The sequence below is a fragment of the Serratia aquatilis genome, from assembly GCF_044865145.1.
Lineage (GTDB): Bacteria > Pseudomonadota > Gammaproteobacteria > Enterobacterales > Enterobacteriaceae > Chania > Chania aquatilis.
The window spans coordinates 3260104-3280037 of record NZ_CP173186.1 but is presented as its reverse complement, the minus strand read 5'-3'; the positions used below and the strand labels follow the sequence as shown (position 1 = coordinate 3280037).

16 protein-coding genes are annotated in these 19934 nt (G+C 51.1%); 14 read left to right on the top strand and 2 right to left on the bottom strand.

All coding sequences use genetic code 11. The annotated features are described in order from the left end of the window. The first annotated feature begins 51 nt into the window (after window positions 1-51). The 4 genes from ihfB to lpxK all read left to right on the top strand — a co-directional run bounded on the left by ihfB (window position 52) and on the right by lpxK (window position 5620). Entirely contained in the window at window positions 52-336 is a 285-nt protein-coding gene (ihfB, locus tag SAQUA_RS14930; protein WP_004928264.1) for an integration host factor subunit beta, read from the top strand. A 297-nt stretch (window positions 337-633) separates the two neighbouring features. Continuing rightward, window positions 634-2859, top strand: coding sequence for a ComEC family protein (locus tag SAQUA_RS14925; RefSeq protein ID WP_404413032.1), 2226 nt, complete (start codon window positions 634-636; stop codon window positions 2857-2859). Window positions 2860-2894: 35 nt separating this feature from the next. After that, window positions 2895-4643, top strand: a complete 1749-nt coding sequence (gene msbA, locus SAQUA_RS14920) for a lipid A ABC transporter ATP-binding protein/permease MsbA (protein WP_380676944.1) — start codon at window positions 2895-2897, stop codon at window positions 4641-4643. Further along, the gene (lpxK, locus tag SAQUA_RS14915; RefSeq protein ID WP_380677193.1) at window positions 4643-5620 is read left to right on the top strand and encodes a tetraacyldisaccharide 4'-kinase; all 978 of its coding nucleotides are present in this window, start codon (window positions 4643-4645) and stop codon (window positions 5618-5620) included. The genes msbA and lpxK overlap by 1 nt, the downstream gene beginning before the upstream one ends. On the opposite strand, the gene SAQUA_RS14910 is transcribed toward lpxK, so the two are convergent. Continuing rightward, window positions 5613-7028: a VOC family protein gene (locus SAQUA_RS14910; RefSeq protein WP_380676946.1), complete on the bottom strand. Its 1416-nt coding sequence runs from the start codon at window positions 7026-7028 to the stop codon at window positions 5613-5615. The genes lpxK and SAQUA_RS14910 overlap by 8 nt on opposite strands. 553 nt (window positions 7029-7581) lie before the next feature. On the opposite strand from SAQUA_RS14910, the gene SAQUA_RS14905 reads away from it, so the two are divergent. From SAQUA_RS14905 to SAQUA_RS14880, 6 genes are all read left to right on the top strand, one after another. After that, a complete protein-coding gene (locus SAQUA_RS14905) occupies window positions 7582-7791 on the top strand; it encodes a cold shock domain-containing protein (RefSeq protein ID WP_317695855.1) in 210 nt (69 codons plus the stop codon). 224 nt (window positions 7792-8015) lie between these two features. Beyond that, window positions 8016-8243, top strand: a complete 228-nt coding sequence (locus SAQUA_RS14900; protein WP_317695858.1) for a cold-shock protein — start codon at window positions 8016-8018, stop codon at window positions 8241-8243. Between the two features lie 109 nt (window positions 8244-8352). Next, window positions 8353-9579 carry a winged helix-turn-helix domain-containing protein gene (locus SAQUA_RS14895; protein ID WP_380676949.1) on the top strand — a complete coding sequence of 409 codons (1227 nt, stop codon included), beginning with the start codon at window positions 8353-8355 and terminating at the stop codon, window positions 9577-9579. Between the two features lie 137 nt (window positions 9580-9716). Further along, a complete protein-coding gene (locus tag SAQUA_RS14890; RefSeq protein WP_317695860.1) occupies window positions 9717-9899 on the top strand; it encodes a Trm112 family protein in 183 nt (60 codons plus the stop codon). Continuing rightward, window positions 9896-10645: a 3-deoxy-manno-octulosonate cytidylyltransferase gene (gene kdsB, locus SAQUA_RS14885; RefSeq protein ID WP_380676952.1), complete on the top strand. Its 750-nt coding sequence runs from the start codon at window positions 9896-9898 to the stop codon at window positions 10643-10645. Before SAQUA_RS14890 ends, kdsB begins: the two co-directional genes overlap by 4 nt. A 145-nt stretch (window positions 10646-10790) precedes the next feature. Beyond that, a complete protein-coding gene (locus SAQUA_RS14880; RefSeq protein WP_380676954.1) occupies window positions 10791-11687 on the top strand; it encodes a YcbJ family phosphotransferase in 897 nt (298 codons plus the stop codon). Window positions 11688-11724: 37 nt separating this feature from the next. Here the strand turns inward: SAQUA_RS14880 and elyC are convergent, their stop codons facing one another. Further along, complete coding sequence (elyC, locus tag SAQUA_RS14875) at window positions 11725-12492, bottom strand: envelope biogenesis factor ElyC (RefSeq protein WP_380677195.1); 768 nt, start codon at window positions 12490-12492, stop codon at window positions 11725-11727. 152 nt (window positions 12493-12644) lie between these two features. Here elyC and cmoM point away from each other — a divergent pair, with 152 nt between their 5' ends. Genes cmoM through mukB form a run of 4 tightly spaced genes read left to right on the top strand, consistent with a single transcriptional unit; the run spans window position 12645 to window position 19900 of the window. Beyond that, on the top strand, window positions 12645-13430 hold the full coding sequence (gene cmoM, locus SAQUA_RS14870; protein WP_380676956.1) for a tRNA uridine 5-oxyacetic acid(34) methyltransferase CmoM: 786 nt from the start codon (window positions 12645-12647) through the stop codon (window positions 13428-13430). Beyond that, complete coding sequence (gene mukF / locus SAQUA_RS14865; protein ID WP_380676958.1) at window positions 13427-14749, top strand: chromosome partition protein MukF; 1323 nt, start codon at window positions 13427-13429, stop codon at window positions 14747-14749. The genes cmoM and mukF overlap by 4 nt, the downstream gene beginning before the upstream one ends. After that, window positions 14730-15449: a chromosome partition protein MukE gene (gene mukE / locus SAQUA_RS14860; protein ID WP_380676960.1), complete on the top strand. Its 720-nt coding sequence runs from the start codon at window positions 14730-14732 to the stop codon at window positions 15447-15449. The genes mukF and mukE overlap by 20 nt, the downstream gene beginning before the upstream one ends. Beyond that, window positions 15446-19900 carry a chromosome partition protein MukB gene (gene mukB, locus SAQUA_RS14855; RefSeq protein WP_380676962.1) on the top strand — a complete coding sequence of 1485 codons (4455 nt, stop codon included), beginning with the start codon at window positions 15446-15448 and terminating at the stop codon, window positions 19898-19900. Before mukE ends, mukB begins: the two co-directional genes overlap by 4 nt. Window positions 19901-19934: the final 34 nt, after the last annotated feature.

Genomic DNA, 19934 nt, shown 5'->3' with positions numbered 1-19934 from the left:
GGTTTCTGACCGCCCCGATACGGTAGTTTAGCTGCAAAGCTTGGAGGTAATATGACCAAGTCTGAACTTATTGAAAGACTTGCTGGCCAGCAATCTCATATTCCGGCGAAGGCCGTTGAGGATGCAGTGAAAGAGATGCTCGAACACATGGCAGCTACGCTAGCCGAGGGTGAACGCATCGAGATCCGCGGATTCGGCAGTTTTTCTCTTCACTACCGTGCTCCGCGCGTCGGCCGTAACCCTAAAACGGGTGATAAAGTTGAGCTGGACGGCAAGTATGTTCCTCACTTCAAACCGGGTAAAGAGTTGCGTGACCGTGCCAATATCTATGGCTAGTCGCTGACCACTCATAGAGTTGTTGCTTGTAAAGAATATAAAACGGTGCCTTTGGGCACCGTTTTTTTTAGCTTTCCGAATTCCTCACCCCGCCAAAATCTGCTTACAGCCTCGCAACCTGCGTTGTAAATGCAAAACAGAAAACCGATTTATTGCGTATCACTTTCCTGCCTATGAATCTGCTACTGGTGGTTATTTCCCAGAAATTTAACCTCTTGCTCAGGTAAATATATGTAGCTAAGGGGAACGGTAATCAGGATCTCAGTCGATTTTGTAGCTATTGCTTTAGTAATGGGAATGTTGCCAACACTTTTTCTGCCCCAATTACCCTCTGTATCGCTATTAGTCGGAGTCGTGATCGTCATCTTGCTGCTTTGGCGACAAAGACAGCGCGGCTGGTGCCAGTTTCTAGGTTGGTTACTACTGGGTTTTATCTTTGCGGTCGGCAGTGCAAGTGTGCTTTTGCAACAACTTACCATGCTGGTAAGCGGTGGCGACAAAAATGTCGTCGTATCTGTTCAAAGCATCCGGCTGGCTGAGGGAGAAATGCCGTCGACGCTGTTTCGCATAGAGCAGGTTAATGGTCACTGGTTGGTTCCTGCGCTCACTTTCACCGCAAACTGGCAGAGCGAAACATTGTGCGCAGGCCAACGTTGGTTAATGAACGTTCGTTTCCGCCCGGTACACGCCAGCCTGAACGAAGGGGGATTTGACGGACAGCGCTGGGCGATTGCTAATCGGCAGCCCCTGCGCGGTTTTATACGTACTGCTGATGTGCTGAATGAGGAGTGTGCATTGCGGCAGAAAATTATCCACCATATGGATAAGCAACTGATACAAATGCCGCAAAGGCCGTTTCTGTTAGCTTTGGCATTTGGTGAACGGACTCTGTTTGACAGCGAAAAACGTGAGTTACTGATTAAAACCGGGATCGCTCACCTGATGGCAATTTCTGGTCTGCATATTTCTCTCGCTGCTGCTTTTGCGTGGTGGATAGCGCGTGGCGTGCAGTATTTATTGCCTGCACGATATATCAGCTATCGGTTACCGCTGCTTGTCAGTTGGCTAATGGCTCTGTGTTATGTGTGGTTAGCGGGTGGTCAACCGCCAGCGATGCGGGCGGTTGTCGCTTTGTCACTATGGTTTGCGCTACGTTTTAGAGGGGTCTCCTGTTCTCCCTGGCAAATCTGGCTCTGGTGTATCACCCTGCTTTTGTTATGTGATCCCATGTCTGTGCTTTCAGACAGTTTTTGGCTTTCAGCCTTGGCCGTCGCTGCATTGGTTTTTTGGTTTGAATGGGCGCCATTACCTGCGCGTTTTACTTCCTTCTGGGGATGGGCCCCGCTAGGTTGGTTACATATTCAGTTGGGAATGACGCTACTGCTAATGCCGCTGCAGTTTGGTTTATTCCACGGAGTGACCTGGACATCGCTACCTGCCAATCTATGGGCCGTGCCGATTATTTCTCTGCTGTCCGTCCCCATGATTTTATTGGCATTAATGCTGTTTTTTATTCCTACGCTGAGCCGTTGGTGTTGGCAATTGGCCGATCTCACCGTCGATTGGGCTTTATGGCCGCTACCTTGGTTAGAAAAAGGGTGGCTACAAATGGGCTCAATGTTATTGCAATTTAGCGTACTTGGTTGGCTGATGGTCGTATGTTGGCGTTTTCACTGGTGGCGAAGTTTTCCTGCTGGCTGTGCCGTAGTGTTGATTTGTTGTCTGTTATGGCGAGACCGGCAGCAGGAGTATCTCTGGCGGGTAGATATACTCGATGTAGGGCACGGCTTGGCTGTGGTGATTGAACGCCAAGGTAAAGCCGTTATTTTCGATACGGGCAACCGATGGCAAACGTCGAGTGCGGCAGAACGGATGATTTTGCCATTCTTGCACTGGCGCCAAATTTCACTAGAGGGCATTCTTATCAGCCATAGTCACCTCGATCATATTGGTGGGTTGGAACTACTGGAAACGGCTTTCCCGCAGGCAACCGTACGCACGCCGCTGATTAACGCCCGTCATCAACCTTGCCAGCAAGGGCAACACTGGGTGTGGCGTGGGTTAAACTTTAAGGTCTTGTGGCCGCCGGAACTCAAAGATCATGCCGACAATGATGACTCCTGCGTTGTTCGTATTGATGATGGAAAATTCAGTATATTACTGACCGGCGATATTGAACGCCGCGCTGAACAGGCGTTACTGCGCCAACGCCACGCATTGCCCAGTACTATCCTCCAGGTGCCTCACCATGGAAGCAAGACATCATCATCTCCACCTTTCTTGCGAGCGGTAGCGCCTGAGTTGGCGGTTGCTTCTGCTTCCCGCTATAACGTCTGGCGGTTACCAGCAGGGAAAATCATTAAGCGATACGCAGAGAACCATATTATCTGGCGAGATACTGCTCACTCTGGGCAACTTAGTGTGCTTTTTTTCGACAATAATTGGCAGGTTAAAGGCTATCGTGAGCAATTAAATCCACGCTGGTATCATCAGCGGTTTGGCGTAGAGGGCGATAATGAGTAGAATGGGCCGCTATTTCTTCCGATGCTGGTATTTGCATGATGAATGATAAAGATCTCTCCACCTGGCAGACGTTCCGTCGCCTCTGGCCGATGATCACTCCTTTTAAAACTGGTCTGATCGTGGCCGCTATTGCGTTAATTTTAAACGCCGCAGGGGATACGCTAATGCTGTCCTTGCTCAAACCTCTCTTGGATGATGGGTTTGGTAAGACCGACAGCAGCGTTTTACTTTGGATGCCTTTGGTCGTGATTGGCCTGATGCTGATGCGCGGTGTCACCAGTTTCGTTTCCAGCTATTGCATTTCCTGGGTGTCTGGCATGGTTGTCATGCAGATGCGCCGCCGTCTGTTCGGTCACATGATGAGAATGCCTGTGGCCTTTTTTGACCAACAATCGACAGGGACTCTGCTTTCACGTATTACCTATGATTCGGAGCAGGTTGCCTCCTCCTCTTCCAGTGCCTTGGTGACCGTGGTACGTGAGGGGGCCTCGATCATTGGCCTGTTCATACTGATGTTTTACTACAGTTGGCAACTTTCGTTGATTCTGATTGTATTGGCACCGATAGTGTCCTTTGCAATCCGCACGGTATCCAAGCGGTTCCGCAATATCAGTAAAAACATGCAGAACACCATGGGGCAGGTGACCACCAGTGCTGAGCAAATGCTGAAAGGGCATAAAGAAGTGCTGATCTTTGGTGGCCAGGAAGTAGAAACAGAGCGTTTCAATGCAGTTAGTAACCGCATGCGTCAGCAGGGGATGAAGCTGGTTTCTGCCTCTTCCATTTCCGACCCTGTTATTCAGTTGATTGCTTCGTTGGCATTAGCATTTGTGCTGTTTGCGGCGAGTTTCCCCAGCGTAATGGAGACACTGACTGCAGGTACCATCACCGTTGTGTTCTCATCAATGATTGCCCTGATGCGTCCATTGAAGTCATTGACCAACGTTAATGCCCAGTTCCAACGTGGTATGGCAGCGTGCCAGACACTGTTTTCGATCCTCGATATGGAACAGGAAAAAGACACGGGTACACGTCAGATGGATCGTGCGAAAGGGGAGATCGAATTCCGTAACGTCACTTTCTTTTATCCCGGCCGTGAAAGTCCGGCATTGCGTGGCGTCAATCTGAATATTTCTGAAGGTAAAACGGTAGCGCTGGTTGGCCGATCGGGTTCAGGTAAATCGACCATCGCCAGCCTGCTAACACGTTTTTACGACGTACAGGAAGGGGAGATCCTGCTGGACGGTCACGACCTGCGGGAATACAGGCTTTCCTCGTTACGCGATCAGGTTGCCCTGGTTTCACAGAACGTTCACCTGTTCAATGACACCATTGCCAACAACATAGCTTATGCGCGCGAGCAGCAATACAGCCGCGAGGAAATTGAGAAAGCGGCACGTATGGCTTATGCCATGGACTTTATTGACAAGATGGAGAATGGCCTCGATACCATGATTGGCGAAAATGGCGTCATGCTTTCTGGTGGGCAACGCCAGCGCATTGCTATCGCCCGCGCTTTATTACGCGACTGCCCAATTCTGATCCTGGATGAAGCAACTTCTGCCTTGGATACCGAGTCGGAGCGGGCCATTCAGTCTGCATTGGACGAACTGCAGAAAAACCGCACCTCTTTGGTGATTGCGCATCGTCTGTCGACTATTGAAAAAGCTGATGAGATCCTGGTGATTGAAGATGGGCGTATTGTTGAGCGTGGCCAGCATGCCGAGCTTCTTGAGCATAAAGGTGTCTATGCGCAGCTTCATCGAATGCAGTTTGGTCAGTGATGATAGAGCGCATCTGGTCTGGTAGCTCACCTCTTTATCTACTGCTGCTGCCACTTTCCTGGCTGTACGGCCTGGTAAGTGGGCTGATTAGTTTTAGCTATCGCTGTGGCTTGCGTAAAAGTTGGCGTGCCCCGGTTCCTGTGGTTGTCGTTGGGAACCTGACCGCAGGAGGGAACGGTAAAACGCCGATGGTGATTTGGTTGGTGGAGCAACTACAGCAGCGTGGTTATCGTGTGGGTGTGGTTTCCAGAGGCTATGGCGGTAAGTCAGCGGTATATCCGTTAGTGCTGGATAGGCAGACGACAACGCAGCAAGCTGGCGATGAACCCGTGTTGATCTATCAGCGTACCGGTGCGCAAGTGGCGATTGCGCCAAAGCGGGCTGAGGCGGTTCAGGCATTACTCAAGCAGGGTGAACTTGATGTGGTCATTACGGATGATGGCCTCCAGCATTACGCTTTACAGCGTGATTTTGAGTTAGTGGTGATCGATGGAGTACGTCGTTTTGGCAACGGTTGGTGGTTACCTGCTGGGCCAATGCGTGAGCGGGCGGCACGGCTGAAGACTGTAGATGCTTGTGTGGCGAATGGTGGTGTTGCCCAAGTTGGTGAGATTGCTATGAAACTGCAAGCGCAGGATGCTGTTAATTTAGTGAGTGGTGAACGTCGCCCAGTTACCGAATTGCCCCAGGTTGTGGCAATGGCCGGGATCGGTCATCCACCACGCTTTTTTGCAACACTGGAGAAGTTGGGTGTTGAGGCCGAGCGTGAGGTTTCTTTTGCCGATCATCAGGTATATAACTCCTCGCAATTGGCTGCATTGGTAAAGCAAGGGCAAACCCTATTGATGACCGAGAAAGATGCGGTGAAATGTCGCCTGTTTGCTCAGCCTGACTGGTGGTATTTACCGGTCGATGCGGTTCTTCCAGCCGAGCAGGCCGAGCAGTTATTGCTTGAGATCGAGAAACTGATCAAGTAATCAGCGTGTTCAGTGCGCGCAGCCCTAAAGCTTGAGCGCAAGCTTGCAGTGAGCGTTGCTGCGTTTGCTGATACAGTTCTAGCTCATCGATCACTGTTGCCCCTAATGCCTGTTCAAACGCGGCACGACTCGACGTTTTTTCGTATTGCGTGTGACGAATATCTCCCAGATTGGATTGGAAAATCCCTGCTGCGCTGACGGGCAGGAAATCCTCATAGACCAATGGCTGAAAACGAATGTAATCCAGTGCAATAAGTTGATCCAGCGTGCAGTGCTGATCGAGAGTGTCTTTAGCTGCTAAGCCACATTCGGTGGGGAAATAGCGGAACCAAGCCAGTTGCTGCTCACGCATCGTGGCATAATCATCCGGAAAAGTGCGAAAATTCTCACTCAGCAGCTGATAGTATCGTGCAGCATTGCTTTCAGTTGCCGGTGTTTGCAATTCATCATTGGTAGCTTGTAGCAAACGATCATAGAGCGCCCGCCCTTTGGGCGTTAGTGCTACCCCTCGCTGTTCGATCTCGCCAAAACGGGCGCTATGATGCCCGGCAACTTGATAGCCGTCCGGCTCAATAAATGCCACATCTTCTTCTAACGCCTTGAAACTGGTTTGGCGTAGCAGAATAGGACAGTTGCGTGTTGGTGGGCCTTCAATAATCGCTTTAGGGGGAATTCCCTGCCCAGGCATGGCCGATTGCACGCGATCAATATCCAATGTTCTTGGTGTCAAGTGATTGATATGCGGCCCTTTAAACGCTACAACGTCTGCAACCAATCGGTGTTGATCATGCAATTGCTGGTACTCGCTGGCACTCACCGTTGCCAAACTATGCCAGCGGAAGGTTTCGAGCGCCTGTATGACAAATTCCTGCGCCTGGGTTGCATCCAATCCTCCCTGAGCTTCGTGCAATGTGATCAGTTCCAGAACACGTTCAGTGAAAATGTTACGGCGAGATAACAGCCGTTGCGCCAGATCACGTATCGTTTCATTCTCAATCAATTCGAGTCGCAATAACGAGGTAAACACGCGAAAAGGACTGACTTGCAAGTCAGTTTCGTGTACCGCCCTGAATGCCGTTGAGTGCACGGGGACGCCAGCCGTGGCAAGATCGTAGTAGCCAACTGCCGACATACCCATAACGCCGAATAGCCGCCGTAAAGTTGTTAACTCTTCCGCACTACCGACTCTTATGGCGCCATGGCGTTCCATCGCCAATCGGTTAATCTCCCCGGTAATTTGTAGCCGATGAGCCAATGCTGCGTCTTCACGCAATACTTGCCGGTTAGTCTCTGCCACCAGTTCGATCAGCCGACCATACAGCGGTACCTCCTTTTGATACATAGCTGACATCGCCTGAGAAAATTTGGCACGTATTTCATTCGGTGAGACGAAGTACTGGGCGGTCATGCGTCTAATTCCTTAACTGAATAAAATCTGAAAAAATGCGACTCGGGAAGTTAACTGCAATCTGGGTGGCATCTCACAATTGAAGTCACGCTCAACTGATAGGGGGCCAACATAATGGTCACTCACCGTGTTTTTGACTTTAGTTTAGTCAGGTTACTTGTGATTTGTTATCGATTAGCTAATGATATTAGTGTTTTATGCGTCAGCTCTCATTTGTCTATACTGCCATATACGGAAAATGGTTAGTGAGAGTCGATAGCCGTTAATTAAAATTAATTTTTCAAATCATAGGGTTAATGCATCTGACTGCAAGTTGCAATGAAAAACTGTGACAAAAGTCTTGTATTAATGATGGGTTTATGAGTTAATACATTCCGGCCTGTGATACAGACCTATTTATGTTTGAGTTTAGAGTTAAGCAGTTCCTCACAAAACGTTATCATCTGATTCCGCTTCAAAGACGAACCTTCTAAGTACCTCCCATAAGTAATGATTCTGAAAGCGGCCAAATCGCCACATGGCAGGTTTTGTAAATATATTTTAAGGTAAAGTAATGTCTAAGAAGATGGGTCAGGTTAAGTGGTTCAACGAAAGTAAAGGTTTTGGTTTCATTGAACAGCAAGATGGTGGTAAAGATGTATTTGTACATTTCTCTGCTATCATGACCGAAGGTTTCAAGACCCTGGCTGAAGGCCAGCGTGTTGAATACACTATTCAGGACAGCCCGCGCGGGCCGGCTGCCGCTAACGTTGTTGCTCTGTAAGTTAACAGGGAATAGCGTAGAAGAGAGAGCTTAATACAACCATAATGACGCGAATATGCTGATTTATTGCGGAAGATATTAAGCTCAACAAGCCCGCCTTAGTGCGGGTTTTTTATTTTTTGCTCACGAGAGGTTTGTTACGAGAAACTTTAGGATGGGCTGGTAGCATCCAACAATAAATAAAAAGATGTTGTTAGGGATGCTCAAGTGATAGGAGTTAAATTATGTTTAAAAATAAAAATACTGTGTTAAAAATGGGCCGTGTGAAATGGTTTGATCAGGCTGAAGGCTATGGTTTTATTTCACCGGTTGATGGTAGTGACGAAATTTATGTTAGCCGCCGTGCTATCGCCAATACCAAAATAAAGTCGTTAAACGAAGGTCAGGACGTTGAGTTCTCGATCTATCGTAGCTCTCATGGGCTGTCTGCGGCAGACGTTATCGCATTCTGACCTAACTCTTCCTCGCCAGTGCCGGTGTTGCCACCCCTTGCACTGGCGAAGAAAAATTCTTCGATATCCTCTATTATCCTGCCATTGTTCCATAACCTTGGATTTCAGGATGCCAACCCCGGTTATTTCGCTTTCTTCTGCTCGTTCCCTGCACCTTGCTGCTCAAGGGCTATTGACCCCGATCAAACGTAAAGCTCGCCCCAATGATGTGGTCACTGCTATCCAACGTATGGGGTTGCTGCAAATAGATACTATCAGCGTGGTAGCGCGTAGCCCTTATCTGGTGCTATTTAGTCGTTTGGGTGACTATCAGCCGGAATGGCTGGAGCAGGCTTTAGCAGCGCGTAAGTTGTTTGAATATTGGGCGCATGAAGCCTGTTTTATCCCCATAGAAGATTTTGCCTTGCTACGCCATCGCATGTTGGATCCACAAGGAATGGGGTGGAAATATTCACAACAGTGGGCGCAGAAGCATCAACCAGCTATTGATGCACTCTTGCAACATATCGAGGTACAGGGCCCGGTGCGTTCAGCGGATTTTAATGCCGAAAAGAAGGGCGCTAACGGCTGGTGGGATTGGAAACCAGAAAAACGTCATCTTGAGAGCCTGTTTACCGCTGGCAAGTTGATGGTGGCAGAACGCCGCAACTTTCATCGAGTCTACGATCTTACAGAGCGGCTACTGCCGGAGTGGGACGATGCTGTCGATGCTTTGCCGCGTGCGACGGCACAACAAGAAATGTTAAGCCGCAGTTGCCAATATTTGGGCATTTTCAAGGCCGAATGGCTGGCAGATTATTACCGGTTAAAACGTGTTGCCCCTAAAAAACTGCTGGAGCAGCTATTGCTACAGGGTGAGATCCTGCCCATCGACATCGAAGGATTGTCAGGGGAGTTTTATGTTCACCAGTCGCTTGCTGCTGAGTTGGCACTTGCTGTGCAGGGAAAATTGAAGTCCACCGCAACTTGCTTGCTCTCTCCTTTTGACCCTGTGGTGTGGGATCGCCGACGTGCGCTGGAGTTGTTCAATTTTGACTACCGTCTGGAATGCTATACACCGAAAGAAAAGCGCAAATTTGGCTATTTCACTCTGCCGTTATTACATCGGGGTGAACTGATTGGGCGGATTGATGCAAAAATGCATCGCAAGCAGGGCATTTTTGAGATTATCAGTTTCCACCTCGAACCTCAGGCCAAGTTAAACAAACAGCGCTGTCAGGATGTTTGGCAGGCGATAACTCGCACCGCGAAGTGGCACGGTGCTCGGCAAATCTCGCTGGGAGATGTACCGGCACAGTTGGCCATTGAGTGGGGAGAAGGCTGGTTGGTGGACTAGCGAATGCATGTTCAGCGAGAGTGACATAAATATCTGAGGCTGAAGATCTGATAAATCAGCGGTGATTAACCTGCTCAATGGCGTTATGCTATTCTGACAAACTTTCACTGATGGTAATTCTTCCCCCTGGAGGAAGCATGGATCACCGTTTACTCGAGATTGTTGCCTGCCCTGTATGCAACGGAAAACTGTATTTCAATAAACAAAACCAGGAACTGGTCTGTAAATTGGACGGCTTGGCCTATCCATTGCGCGATGGTATTCCGGTGTTGCTGGAAAATGAAGCGCGTTCACTTTCACTGGACGAGAAGCACGCATGAGTTTTATTGCTATCATTCCTGCGCGTTACGCTTCTACCCGCCTACCTGGCAAGCCGTTGGCTGATATTCATGGTAAACCCATGGTAGTGCATGTGATGGAGCGTGCGCGTGAGTCCGGTGCTTCTCGCGTTATCGTAGCCACTGACCATCCCGAGGTGGCTAAAGCGGTGGAAGCAGCAGGAGGGGAAGTCTGTATGACCAGCCCTGACCATCAGTCCGGCACTGAACGTTTAGCGGAAGTGATCGAGAAATGCGGTTTCTCAGATGATGAAATCATCGTTAATGTGCAAGGCGATGAACCGCTGATCCCGCCGGTGATAGTACGTCAGGTGGCAGAAAATCTTGCTGCCAGTAGCGCTGGCATGGCCACCTTGGCAGTACCGATTGAAACTGCGGAAGAGGCTTTCAATCCCAATGCGGTAAAAGTGGTTATGGACGCGCAAGGTTACGCTCTCTATTTTTCGCGAGCAACTATTCCGTGGGATCGTGAACGTTTTGCCCAATCCAAAGAAAGCATTGGTAACAACTTGCTGCGGCATATTGGTATTTACGCCTATCGTGCAGGATTCATTCGCCGTTACGTTAGTTGGCAGCCAAGCCAACTAGAGCAGATCGAGCTGTTAGAACAGCTACGTGTGTTGTGGTACGGTGAAAAAATTCACGTCGCGGTGGCGCAGGCCATTCCTAGCGTTGGCGTCGATACTCCCGAAGACCTGCAACGGGTACGCGAAAGTATCAAACGCTGAGTCTTATCAAGCCGGGGCGGTGTTCGGCGCTCCGGTAATTTCATTTCCGGCTGTTTATCCCCTTTTATTTGATCTGCATTGAAGAATTTCTCTGCTCCCCGTTCAATGATGTAGCGAATTTTTCTTAATCTGGAGGTTTCGCCCAATGGAGCAATTGCGTGCCGAATTGAGTATTGTGCTGGGGGAATCAATCAGCCGCCTGGAACGCGTCAGTGAACAACCCTACGCTCATATGTACTCGCTTTATGATAAGCAGAATCATGCAATTCCGTTGATGGCGAAAAGCTTTGTCTGTGAGGGAATAGCCCAACAGGAGGCCTATAAGCTCTCCATGCTGGCTCGCGAGGGCGACATTCGGTTGCCCACGGTTTATGGTGCGGTCTTTACCCGCCAGGAGCCCTACCACGAGATTTTGTTGATCGAGCGGCTGCGAGGTGTTTCGGTCGAGGCTCCGACGCGCACGCCAGATCGTTGGGACATACTGATGGAGCAAATTATCGATGGGGTACTGGCCTGGCATCGCATCGATAGCCACGGGTGTGTCGGCACGGTAGACAGCACTCAGGAAAACGACTGGTTCAGTTGGTATCAACAGCGAGTCGAGGTGCTATGGTCAACCCTCTGTAACCTAAACTCGCCGCTGTTGACCATGGCGGATCGTCGTCTGTTGTATCGAACCAGGGAAATGTTGAGCGATTTTTTTGACGATTTTGACGATCCTTGTGTGTTGGTTCACGGTAATCTTTCTTTACGCAGTATGCTGAAAGATGCCAAGACAGACCAACTGTTGGCAATGCTTAACCCAGGCATGATGCTGTGGGCTCCAAGAGAGTATGAATTGTTCAGACTCTGTGAGGCAGGTATGCCGGCCCAACTCCTGTTCCGCTATCTACAGCGCGCACCGGTAGCAGAATCTTTCCTGTCACGCCGCTGGCTGTATGTTGTGTGGGAGGCGGTGGCCAGGATGATCCATACTGGTCAACTGGATCGCGTGCTATTCGATCAGGCAGCGAAACAGCTGTTACCCTGGCTGGCCAAATAACCACCAGCGGCGCTCACGTGCAATTAAGGGACACAGCCTAGTACTCCTCTGGTTTGCTTTTCAAACGTTGCCACAGGCTGCCAAGGGTTTCGTACACCGCCCGTTCGCTGTGCCCCAGGAACATTGATGAAGGCATAATTCGATCCCAAAAGTTCAAGGGGGAGCTGATCGCCATTTGGTTGGCTGGCGCAGGTATTGGATGTAATCCCTGAGCTTCGAAAAAAACCATGGCACGTGGTAGATGGTTTGCAGAGGTAACCAGAATGAAAGGTTTTTGCCCGACCAGCTCTGCAACCTGTGCCGCTTCTTCCTCGGTATCTAGCGGGCGATCCAGAATGATGATGTCGTTGCGTGGTACACCCAGGCTTTCAGCCACCAGTGCGGCAGTAGCGGCGTTACTGAGCGTTTTTGCTCCCCGCGCTCCGGTAAAGACCATTTTGCTGCCAGGGTGTGAAAGATATAACCTGACCCCTTCGGTAACCCGAGGCAGGCTATTACCGAGCAGGTTTGAGCTTGGAGCCCAGTCAGGGTTAAAAGTGTAACCTCCCCCTAATACCACGATATAATCAATCTGGGCGCTACCGCGGTAAGTCACATAGCCAGATTCAAGTGGCCGTAGCAGGCGATCTGATACAGGTTGCAGGCTCAGTAGCAGTAAAAGCAGCCAACTCAGGCTCAAGATGACTTTGCCGCTCTTTTGCCAGCGGGTAAACCACAGTAGTAATAAAGCCAGCCCCATCAGTAACAATAGCGCGGGTAATGGCATCATCAGATTGCCGATGAACTTTTTCAGGTTGAAAAGCATCAAAAATTAGGTCCTTTTGGGCGAAAAAACGGCATATGGGCGCAATCAGGCTGCAAGAAGATTTATTCTAAGCCAGTCTGTGCCAAAATAGCAGGTTTGAATGGGCAAGCGATTTGCCGTAAGCCAAATGAGAATCAGCGGAGCCGTTGCCCATGCAGGATCGCAATTTTGACGATATTGCTGAGAAATTTGCACGTAATATTTACGGCACAACCAAAGGAAAAATCCGTCAGGCAGTAGTTTGGCAGGATCTGACCTCCCTATTGGCTAGCTTGCCGCAGCGGCCGCTGCGCATTCTGGATGCCGGTGGTGGTGAGGGGCATATGGCCTGCCAGTTGGCAGAATTAGGACATCAAGTCTTGTTGTGCGATCTTTCTGGTGAGATGATCCAGCGCGCTGCGTTGCTGGCAGAGCAGAAAGGTGTGAGCCAGAACATGCAATTCATACAAAGTTCTGCGCAGGAGATAGGCCAACACTTGGCACAGCCGGTTGATCTGATATTGTTCCACGCGGTGTTGGAGTGGATCGCCGAGCCGCAGGTTGCATTGCAGGCTCTGTACAACTGCCTGTTACCTGGTGGGGCGCTTTCACTGATGTTCTTTAACGCCAACGGTCTTCTGATGCGCAATGTGGTACTGGGTAATTTTCAACTGGTTGCTCCCGAGGTCAGAAGGCGTCGAAAACGTTCTCTGTCGCCGCAGTATCCGCATAACCCGCCGCAGGTATACGGCTGGCTTGAACAGCTGGGTATGGAGATTTCAGGGAAAACCGGCGTGAGGGTTTTCCATGATTATCTGCAAAGCAGACAACTGCAGACACAAAAATTTGAAGAGTTACTGGCACTTGAACAGCACTATTGCCGGCAAGAACCCTACGTGAGTTTGGGGCGTTATATTCACGTCATGGCGCATAAACCAAACCTGAAGGACGGACTATGAGTGAGTTTTCCCAGACAGTCCCCGAACTGGTCGCCTGGGCACGGAAAAATGATTTCTCTATTTCGCTCCCTACTGAGCGTCTCGCTTTTTTGCTGGCTATAGCCACACTCAACGGTGAACGGCTGGATGGCGAAATGAGTGAAGGTGAGTTGGTTGATGCATTTCGCCATGTCAGTAAAGGTTTTGAACAGACGCACGAAACCGTGGCAATCCGCGCCAACAATGCGATAAACGACATGGTACGCCAGCGTCTGTTGAACCGTTTTACCAGCGAGTTGGCCGATGGAAATGCCATCTACCGGTTGACGCCGTTGGGTATTGGTATCACCGATTATTACATTCGCCAGCGTGAGTTCTCGACACTGCGTCTTTCGATGCAGCTATCGATCGTGGCCGAGGAGTTGAAACGTGCCGCAGATGCGGCCGAGGAAGGTGGCGATGATTTCCACTGGCACCGCAATGTGTTTGCACCACTGAAATATTCGGTGGCGGAGATCTTCGATAGTATTGACCTCACGCAGCGCTTGATGGATGAGCAGCAACATAGTGTCAAAGAGGATATTGCTGCACTACTCAACCAGGATTGGCGGGCGGCGATCTCCAGCTGTGAGATGCTGCTATCGGAAACGTCCGGCACGTTGCGCGAACTGCAGGATACGCTGGAAGCGGCAGGTGATAAGCTCCAGGCTAACTTGCTACGTATCCAGGATGCTACCCAGGGTGGGGTGGAACTGGGTTTTGTTGACAAGCTGGTGTTTGATCTGCAAAGCAAGCTGGACCGCATCATCAGTTGGGGGCAACAGGCGATCGATCTGTGGATCGGTTATGATCGCCACGTGCACAAGTTTATCCGTACCGCGATCGATATGGATAAAAACCGGGTGTTTGCCCAACGTCTGCGTCAATCCGTGCAAAACTACTTCGAAAATCCCTGGACCCTAACCCACGCCAATGCCGATCGTCTGCTCGATATGCGCGATGAAGAACTGGCACTGCGCAGTGAGGAAGTCACCGGGGAGTTGCCGCCGGATCTCGAATACGAAGAGTTCAGTGAAATCCGCGAACAGTTGGCAGCCATGATTGAACAGGCGCTGAAGATTTATCAGGAACAAAAAATGCCGCTCGATCTGGGGGCAGTGATGCGCGACTATCTGGCGCAATATCCGCGGGTGCGTCATTTTGACGTTGCTCGTATAGTGGTCGACCAGGCTGTACGCCTTGGTGTGGCCGAAGCCGATTTTTCAGGGTTGCCGGCACAGTGGCAGGCAATCAATGATTACGGAGCCAAGGTACAGGCCCATGTCATCGACAAATATTGAACAAGTAATGCCAGTTAAACTGGCCAAGGCATTGTCTAACACGTTATTCCCCGCACTGGACAGCCAATTGCGATCTGGCCGTCACATCGGCATTGATGAGCTGGATAACCACGCTTTCCTGATGGATTTCCAAGACGAGTTGGAAGAGTTTTATGCCCGTTATAGCGTAGAGCTGATCCGTGCGCCGGAAGGATTTTTTTACCTGCGCCCGCGCTCCACCACGCTGATCCCGCGCTCGGTGCTTTCCGAACTGGATATGATGGTTGGTAAGATCCTCTGTTATCTCTACCTCAGCCCGGAACGTCTGGCCCATGAAGGCATCTTCAGTCAGCAGGAACTGTACGAAGAGCTGCTAAGCCTGGCGGATGAGAACAAATTGCTGAAGTTTGTTAACCAGCGCTCCACCGGTTCGGATCTCGATCGTCAGAAGCTGCATGAAAAAGTTCGTTCTTCGCTTAATCGCCTTCGCCGTTTGGGCATGGTGTATTTCATGGGTAATGACAGCAGCAAATTCCGCATTACCGAAGCTGTGTTCCGCTTTGGTGCCGATGTGCGTAGTGGCGATGACCCGCGTGAAGCTCAGTTACGCATGATCCGCGACGGTGAAGCGATGCCGGTTGAAAACAGCCTGTCACTGAATGATGACATTGATACGGAAGCAGATACCACCACAGACAGTGCAGAGGATGAACAGGAATGATAGAACGCGGTAAATTTCGCTCACTGACACTGGTTAACTGGAACGGTTTTTTTGCCCGAACCTTTGATTTGGACGAATTAGTCACCACGCTTTCTGGCGGCAACGGGGCTGGCAAGTCCACCACCATGGCGGCGTTTGTTACAGCACTGATCCCCGATCTTACGCTGCTCCACTTCCGTAATACCACCGAAGCGGGGGCCACCAGTGGTTCACGTGACAAGGGGTTACACGGTAAATTGCGTGCGGGTGTCTGTTATTCTACGTTGGACGTGGTCAACTCCCGCCATCAGCGTGTGGTGGTTGGCGTGCGTTTGCAACAGGTCGCCGGGCGCGATCGTAAAGTCGATATCAAACCTTTTACTATCCAAGGCCTGCCAACTGCAGTGCAGCCGACGGAGTTGTTAACCCAAACCGTGGGTGAACGTCAGGCACGGGTACTTTCGCTACAGGAACTGAAAGAGCGCGTTGAAGAGATGGAAGGGGTGCAGTTCAAGCAGTTCAACTCCATCACTGACTACCATGCCTTGATGTTTGATTTGGGAGTGATCCCGAAACGCCTGCGTTCCTCTGCCGACCGAAGCAAGTTCTATCGCCTGATCGAAGCCTCGCTGTATGGGGGTATTTCCAGCGCCATTACCCGCTCGCTGCGCGATTACCTGCTGCCTGAAAACAGTGGCGTACGTAAGGCCTTCCAGGACATGGAAGCCGCACTGCGCGAAAATCGCATGACGCTGGAAGCGATACGTGTGACCCAATCGGATCGCGATCTGTTCAAGCATCTGATTTCTGAAGCCACATCCTACGTGGCGGCAGATTATATGCGCCATGCCAATGAACGCCGTATCCATCTGGACGGTGCCTTGGTGTTGCGTAGTGACTTGCTGGGTAGCCGCAAGCAACTGGCTGCAGAGCAGTTCCGCCATGTTGAAATGGCGCGGGAACTGGCAGAACAAAGTGCTGCCGAGTCCGATCTGGAAACCGATTACCAGGCAGCCAGCGATCACCTGAATCTGGTGCAGACCGCCATGCGCCAACAGGAGAAAATTGAGCGCTATGAAGGCGATCTGGAAGAGCTGACCTACCGTCTGGAAGAACAGAATGAAGTAGTGGCAGAAGCGGGTGAGCAGCAGGCTGAATACGAAGCGCGAGCCGAAGCAGCAGAACTTGAAGTTGATGAGTTAAAAAGCCAACTAGCTGATTACCAGCAGGCGCTGGACGTGCAGCAAACTCGTGCCATTCAGTATCAGCAGGCCCTGCAGGCGCTTGAGCGCGCCCGTGCATTGTGCCAACTACCCGAACTTACCGCCGATAATGCCGAAGAGTGGCTGGATACTTTCCAGGCGCGTGAACAAGAGGCGACAGAATCCCTGTTGATGCTGGAGCAAAAACTGAGTGTGGCCGATGCGGCTCACAGCCAGTTTGAACAGGCTTATCAGCTGGTGGTTAAAATTGCAGGCGAAGTCAGCCGCAGTGAGGCCTGGCAAACCGCCCGTGAACTATTACGTGATTGGCCAGCGCAACAACACCAGGCCGAGCGAGTACAGCCGTTACGGATGCGCTTGAGCGAGTTGCAGCAACGGTTGCACGCTCAACAGGACGCTGAACGACTTCTGCAGGAGTTTTGCAAACGCCATGGGCAGTCTTATCAACCGGATGAGCTTGATGCCTTGCAGCAGGAGCTTGAGGAACGTCTGGAGTCATTGTCACTGAGCGTTAGTGATGCGGGTGAGCGCCGGATGGAAATGCGCCAGGAATTGGAACAGATCCAGCAACGTATCAAAGAGCTCACCGCCCGTGCCCCGATTTGGTTATCCGCGCAAGATGCGCTGAGCCAACTCAGCGAGCAAAGTGGTGAAACCTTTGAAGATAGCCAGCAAGTAACCGAGTTCATGCAGCAACTGCTGGAGCGCGAGCGGGAAACGACTGTTGAGCGTGACGAAGTTGCTGCCCGCAAGCGTGAAATTGAAGCGCAGATCGAGCGCCTCAGCCAGCCGAGCGGTGCCGAGGATCAGCGGCTGGTGACGCTGGCCGAGCGCTTTGGTGGCGTGCTGTTGTCGGAAATTTATGATGATGTCACCATCGATGATGCTCCCTATTTCTCAGCGTTATATGGCCCCTCGCGTCATGCGATAGTGGTACCCGATCTGTCGCTGATACGCGAAATGCTGGAAGGGCTGGAAGATTGCCCTGAAGATCTCTACCTGATTGAAGGGGATCCACAGTCGTTCGATGACAGCGTATTCGCCGTTGAAGAGCAAGAAAAAGCGGTAGTGGTGAAGATTGCCGACCGCCAGTGGCGTTATTCGCGTTACCCGGAAGTACCGCTCTTCGGCCGTGCAGCCCGTGAGAATCGCCTGGAAGTGCTGCATGCGGAACGCGACAGCCTGGCTGAGCGTTACGCAACCCTTTCATTTGATGTCCAGAAAACCCAGCGCTCCCATCAGGCTTTCAGTCGCTTTATCGGAACTCACCTTGCGGTCGTGTTTGACTCGGATCCTGAAGCAGAAATCCGCGCCATGAATACACGCCGTGGTGAAATTGAGCGTGGACTCAATAGCCACGAAGCGCAAAACCAGCAGCAACGTCAGCAGTATGAGCAGGCAAAAGAGGGTATCTCTGCACTTAACCGTCTGATGCCGTTGGTTTCACTGCTCAACGACGAGACATTGCCAGATCGTGTTGAAGAGATTCGTGAGGAAATGGAAGAAGCGCAGGATGCAGCGCGATATATCCAGCAGCACGGTGTTTCTTTAGCCAAACTGGAGCCGTGGCTTGCGGTTCTGCAAAGCGATCCCGAGCAGCATGAGCAGTTGCAGCAGGATTATGTACAAGCGCAGGCAACCCAGCGTTTGGCCAAGCAACAGACGTTCTCCCTGACGGAAGTGGTGCAACGCCGGGCACATTTCAGCTATACCGACTCTGCCGGTATGCAGAATGCTGACAACGATCTTAATGACAAACTGCGTCAACGGCTGGAACACGCCGAAGCGGAGCGTACGCGTGCCCGTGAGCAGTTACGGCAGTATCAGACCCAGTTTACCCAATACAGTCAGGTGTTGGCCTCACTGAAAAGCTCCTTTGAAGCCAAGCGAGAGATGTTGAAAGAGCTAAGTCAGGAGTTGGTCGACATTGGCGTGCAGGCGGATGCTAATGCCGAAGCCCGTGCGCGCCAGCGCCGCGATGAACTCCATGCTTCACTGAGTAATAACCGTTCTCGCCGTAATCAACTTGAGAAACAGTTAACCTTCTGTGAGGCTGAAATGGATGGCCTGCAGAAAAAGCTGCGTAAGCTGGAGCGTGATTATTATCAACTGCGCGAGCAGGTGGTCACTGCCAAGGCCGGGTGGTGTATGGTTATGCGGCTGGTCAAAGATAATGGTGTCGAACGCCGATTGCATCGCCGCGAACTCGCTTATATGGATGGCGATGAACTACGCTCAATGTCGGATAAAGCGCTCGGCGCGTTGCGTCTGGCGGTAGCGGATAACGAGCATCTGCGCGACGTGCTGCGCCTGTCGGAAGATCCCAAACGGCCTGAACGTAAAATCCAGTTCTACATTGCGGTGTATCAGCATCTGCGCGAACGGATCCGGCAGGACATTATCCGTACCGATGACCCTGTTGAAGCCATCGAACAGATGGAGATCGAATTGGCTCGGTTGACCGAAGAGCTGACGGCGCGTGAGCAGAAACTGGCGATCAGCTCGAAGAGTGTGGCAAACATTATCCGCAAGACCATTCAGCGCGAGCAGAATCGTATTCGGATGCTTAACCAAGGGTTGCAGGCCGTTTCTTTCGGGCAGGTCAAGAGCGTACGCCTGAATGTGAACGTACGGGAAGCACATGCCACACTGTTGGATGTGCTCTCTGAACAGCAGGAACAGCATCAGGATCTGTTTAACAGTAACCGCCTTACCTTCTCCGAGGCCCTTGCCAAGTTGTATCAGCGCCTGAACCCGCAGATTGACATGGGGCAACGGACACCGCAGACCATCGGCGAAGAACTGCTGGACTATCGTAACTATCTGGAGCTCGAGGTTGAGGTCTTCCGTGGATCTGATGGTTGGCTGCGTGCCGAGAGTGGCGCATTATCCACCGGGGAGGCGATCGGTACCGGTATGTCGATTCTGGTTATGGTGGTGCAGAGTTGGGAAGAGGAGTCACGCCGTTTGCGTGGCAAAGATATTTCCCCTTGCCGTCTGCTGTTCTTGGATGAAGCTGCACGCCTGGATGCCAAATCCATCGCTACGCTATTTGAGTTGTGCGATCGTCTGGAAATGCAGTTGATTATCGCAGCACCAGAGAACATCAGCCCGGAAAAAGGCACTACCTATAAACTGGTGCGTAAAGTGTTCCAGAATCATGAGCATGTGCACGTTGTAGGGCTGCGCGGTTTTGCCAGCGAGCAACCAGCGTTGGACACAACGGCGGTTGAAACGTCTCAGACTTAAATAAAACAGCCCTACTAATCTGAAAGTGGCCACC